Consider the following 4,002-nt stretch of genomic DNA (forward strand, 5'->3'; position numbering starts at 1 on the left):
CGAAATCAATGCCCCCTTCTAAGAAGGGGGATTTTTACTTTCCTGCCGTCCTGGTAAGCAATAAAGCGGCAGCCTCGCAGATATCCAAACAGAGACGCCACAACAGGAAACAGGCACTTCAGACAGCGCGCTTATTTATAATTAAATGCGTCCGGGTGATTTTCCAGGCTACCGGTTAATGTTGCATAAAGCACGGTTTTGCCGTCAATGGCAAGATCATCGCTCACGTTCATCCATACCAGTTTCTCTTGCGCGCTTTTTTCATCCACCGTTGAGTAAACGCCAGCCATGATTTTTTTCTCCGCAGACCAGAGTATCGCCACGCGTTCGGCGCTGCAGTTGTGTGGCTTGCAGGCGCCGATTGCCTGCCATGTCTCTGCGCCCAGCGTCACCGTCCTCGCCGGCGAGCCAGTGCCGCCCTGCGCAATCCAGGCCGGCAGGCGATGCCCTTGCGCCATTCTGGCAAAGGCTGCTTTGCTGTTCGCTCCGTTCGCCAACCCGCTTACGGTCAACATATCGTTACCTGCCGCCCATGCGCCTGCGCTTGCCAGCAGCAACGTCGCGACACTCAGTTTCTTTAACATTTCAACCTCCTGATGGGTTTATATTTCACCGTAGCAACACCGTACATGGGGTCTACTCCACCCACTAAAATATTGTAATTGATGAACGATTAAGCATAACCCACTACTGACAGACGATAGTAGTCCAGTATCCAAACTTAGCCTGATAAGTGAAGCAACAATAAAATCATTAATGCTCTAAGATAAATACCTCATTATTGTCGTGTCGTTATTTAATTTTCCTAACAGTATGATAAACATCACTTTTAAGTAAATTCAGAAATCGGTTAGCATTGCATTAACTTAACCATAAAAATGACAGGGAAAAGGAAAATGGGCCGACAATATAACAATAAACTGACCCCGGAAGCGCTGGCAACAATAGATCAATCCCCGTTTACGGCGGAGCAACGGGCAGAGATGGATGAGGGATCCCGTGCCCTGCCTGTAGAACAGAAAGCATTTTGCCGTGAGCATCCGATTACTGCTCTTTATCACGGTGATGAGATAATCAGCCCCCCGCAGGTTGGCGCTGCTCTGACAGGACGGGAAGTCGTTGCAATGCCACCAGATTTTCTTACCGCAACCGGAGATGCGTAAATGGGGTATCGTCCTGATGTTGATGGTCTGGGAATGGCCCTCAGTTGTGATAAAACAACAACAGGCGCCCGCCTTATCGCATCGATTCCTGTTAATCAGGTAAATATTATGGGATTTGGCGTTATCCGGTTGGGTGATAGCACCACTCCCTGCCCGAAGTGCGGGAAGGCTGGCAAAGTTATCGAAAGTGCGAAAGCGTATCGCCGTTCCTTTATGGGGATTCAGGTTGCGGTGGATCGTTGTGAAGTGATGTGTGATTGTCCACAAGGCAGCAACCGGATAATAGCGCCTTCAGGTCAGTGGATGGGATCTGGCCCTTCCCCTGCACAGATAGCGCAGGAAAAACATGCAGCCATGTTGCTGGTTCGTCAGGCTGAAAAAGAAGCGCAGGAAAAACGGCTGGCGGAAGAGCGTGAGCGCAATCGGGTATTCGCCAAATCCTGCCTTCGCGGCGAGGGCTGTAATGATGCCGGAGAGGAGCAGGAGCCTCATACTAATTTTGCTGTGATGGCATTTTATCAGGCTGCTCCACCTGCTGATCCTGTATCAGATAATGTTGTTGTCCAGCACGCTCAGAGCGCCAGGAAAAAGAAATCCGCGGAAAATATCCCTGAACCAAAGAAGCGAAGCGCTCTGTATAAATGGTGGTTCGGTAATCATGAGGAAATGGATTATCAGGCTGCAAAAGACGCAGCAGAGCGAGCCGAAAATGCGAAAGCGGCGGTTGCAGATGCCAGCGTCCTCGGCCTGATTGGTGGCAGCGCCATTACGTCAGGAACGTGGGCGGTAAAATTTGGCGAGATGGCGACCGGACTCGGAAGGATCGCCGCCAGCGGCCCCGGCGCGCCCCTTGTCGCTGTAGTAATGGGGATGATGCCCGGAAGGCTCAATGACGGCGAGCAGGATTTTCTTGACCGCATGCGGCTGGAGCAGATGCGTGAAGCGCCAACGCGTGTGCGTTATACGTGGGAGAGCGACAGTCAGGGTAATCTGGTTCCGCATGGCTGGCATACGCCGCCGGGTAAGGACAGGGTGCGGGTGCGTAAAATGGAGTGGAATCATACCCGAAAAGCGTATACGTTCACCACGGAGGAAGATCCCCCTATAACGATCGTCTGGACGCCGGACAACACAGGTGAGAATAATTCGTGGAATACCGGCAACCAAAACCCGGTAAGAATACCGAACCCGGTAGTTGTTGATCCGCTGGCGGAAGATACCAGTATTGAAGCAACAACCACTCCGGCGCCGGAAGAGAAGAAATTTGCGGATTATATTCTTATACTGCCGTTGCCGAATATACCACCGATTCATGTTTACTTACATTCTGTTCTTAAAGGCAATGTTGCGGAAGAAGCAGCTAAAAAACTTGGTTATAATCGACGTGTTGCCCCAAATAAAGCACCATTCAATTCTCACGGGCAACCAGCATTTTTTAATGGAAAAGATTACATAACACCAGATGTTGACGGGCATAATGTTTCCGAAGGATGGAAAAAATTTAGTAAAAAAGGCGTTCGCTTAAGTACATATGATAAATATTTAAACAGAGTGAAAGGGTGATAATATGTTTGGTATTTTTACAGAAAATAAATCTTTTAAGTCTGAATTTAATGAAACAGTATTACCTGCTTCAATTATCATAGGCGAATTTAAAGAAGGAATGCTGATCCCTGTCGATTATTGGAGCATCAAACAATACTATGCAAGTTGGCTTTCTTCTTTAAAAAAAGGTATTTATGGAAAAAATAATGCGACACTAGTAGTTTCAATGTATTCACCTAAAGTTGCGAATTTTTTATTCTCATGGGTTCTATATTTCAGACAAGAAAACGTTATTGTTCAGAATAAAATAATTTTTTTGGATGAGATAAAGAATTTTTCCATAGATAAAATAAATGAATATACTAGTGAGTATGAAGCTTATTCAGAAGGTGAAAAAGTATCAGAANATATATCTTGAAAGCAAGATGACATAGATTATAATTTATATTGAGCAGCACATGTATTAATGCGCTGCTTTTCTATATTTGAATTAAAAATTCCTAAATTTGCTATGATGGCATTTTATCAGCAGGCTGCCAGTCCGGCTACAGATAATGACGTTCCTCAACATGCCCAAATCGCTAAAAAGAAGAAACCTGATCCTACCCGTGTATATGAGTGGGATTCACAACATGGTGAACTGGAAACATATCGTGCAAGCGACGGTGAGCATCCTGGGTCGGTAGATCATAAAACTGGTGAACAATTGAAGCCTGCTGTAAAAGGCCGAAATATTAAACGTTATTTGTGAGGCCAAAATGGGACTAAAATTAAGACTGCAATGGTTTGATAAGTTAACAGAGTTGGGTTTAGGTAAAGAATATTCTATTGATTTTGGTGATGATGCCAGCATCATGACTGATGGCTTAGGATTACCAACAAAAGATATTGTAAATAATGGCTCTTTTGATCTAAGAAGTGATTGGGTTATGCATTTACAGCCTCATTTCAAACATCGTATTAACTTATCTTCTTATGATTATTTCATTTCATTTGATTATAGAGATAAATGGTAATAATAGGGTATGGGCATGTCATATAGAATGAGATTGCAGTGGTTTAATAAGCAAACCTCTGAAGGGGAAGGGAAGGAATTTTCGGCTATTTTAGATAACAGTGTCTATTTCTTAGATAAACTGGGTCTTTCTGATGAGTCAGAGATCTATGATGGCGGTTATGTCGTGAAAGTGGACTGGTTGCCATATATACAACAATATTTTCAGCATCAAATAAATTTGCAGCAATATGATTATCAGCTAAATAGCTGCGCGGAATAGTAGATCACTTTGAGGGA

7 protein-coding genes are annotated in these 4,002 nt (G+C 44.8%); 6 read left to right on the plus strand and 1 reads right to left on the minus strand.

Annotated features, from left to right (window positions below; translation table 11 throughout):
- Positions 1-131 precede the first annotated feature (131 nt).
- Positions 132-584 (minus strand): Ivy family C-type lysozyme inhibitor, encoded by a 453-nt coding sequence (gene ivy / locus JJB97_RS17410; protein ID WP_238715347.1) that lies wholly within the window; start codon positions 582-584, stop codon positions 132-134.
- A 312-nt stretch (positions 585-896) separates the two neighbouring features.
- On the opposite strand from ivy, the gene JJB97_RS17415 reads away from it, so the two are divergent.
- The 6 genes from JJB97_RS17415 (at position 897) to JJB97_RS17440 (ending at position 3,985) form a co-directional block, all read left to right on the plus strand.
- Complete coding sequence (locus JJB97_RS17415; RefSeq protein ID WP_238715348.1) at positions 897-1,163, plus strand: hypothetical protein; 267 nt, start codon at positions 897-899, stop codon at positions 1,161-1,163.
- Entirely contained in the window at positions 1,164-2,726 is a 1,563-nt protein-coding gene (locus JJB97_RS17420) for an S-type pyocin domain-containing protein (protein WP_238715349.1), read from the plus strand. It begins immediately after the preceding gene.
- A gap of 100 nt (positions 2,727-2,826) precedes the next feature.
- Positions 2,827-3,126 carry a hypothetical protein gene (locus JJB97_RS17425; protein ID WP_451923557.1) on the plus strand — a complete coding sequence of 100 codons (300 nt, stop codon included), beginning with the start codon at positions 2,827-2,829 and terminating at the stop codon, positions 3,124-3,126.
- A gap of 96 nt (positions 3,127-3,222) precedes the next feature.
- A complete protein-coding gene (locus tag JJB97_RS17430) occupies positions 3,223-3,459 on the plus strand; it encodes a colicin E3/pyocin S6 family cytotoxin (RefSeq protein WP_263458010.1) in 237 nt (78 codons plus the stop codon).
- Positions 3,460-3,466: 7 nt separating this feature from the next.
- On the plus strand, positions 3,467-3,724 hold the full coding sequence (locus JJB97_RS17435) for a colicin E3-like toxin immunity protein (protein WP_238715352.1): 258 nt from the start codon (positions 3,467-3,469) through the stop codon (positions 3,722-3,724).
- A 15-nt stretch (positions 3,725-3,739) separates the two neighbouring features.
- A complete protein-coding gene (locus JJB97_RS17440) occupies positions 3,740-3,985 on the plus strand; it encodes a colicin E3-like toxin immunity protein (RefSeq protein ID WP_238715353.1) in 246 nt (81 codons plus the stop codon).
- Positions 3,986-4,002: the final 17 nt, after the last annotated feature.

The sequence above is a fragment of the Tenebrionibacter intestinalis genome, assembly GCF_016632365.1.
Lineage (GTDB): Bacteria > Pseudomonadota > Gammaproteobacteria > Enterobacterales > Enterobacteriaceae > Tenebrionibacter > Tenebrionibacter intestinalis.

What these genes read in the sequence shown, in the direction of transcription:
- JJB97_RS17430 (WP_263458010.1), top strand. Translation starts at nt 3,223, where the DNA reads ATGGCATTTTATCAGCAGGCTGCCAGTCCGGCTACAGATAATGACGTT.
- JJB97_RS17420 (WP_238715349.1), top strand. Translation starts at nt 1,164, where the DNA reads ATGGGGTATCGTCCTGATGTTGATGGTCTGGGAATGGCCCTCAGTTGT.
- JJB97_RS17440 (WP_238715353.1), top strand. Translation starts at nt 3,740, where the DNA reads ATGTCATATAGAATGAGATTGCAGTGGTTTAATAAGCAAACCTCTGAA.
- JJB97_RS17435 (WP_238715352.1), top strand. Translation starts at nt 3,467, where the DNA reads ATGGGACTAAAATTAAGACTGCAATGGTTTGATAAGTTAACAGAGTTG.
- JJB97_RS17415 (WP_238715348.1), top strand. Translation starts at nt 897, where the DNA reads ATGGGCCGACAATATAACAATAAACTGACCCCGGAAGCGCTGGCAACA.
- ivy (WP_238715347.1), bottom strand. Translation starts at nt 584, where the DNA reads ATGTTAAAGAAACTGAGTGTCGCGACGTTGCTGCTGGCAAGCGCAGGC.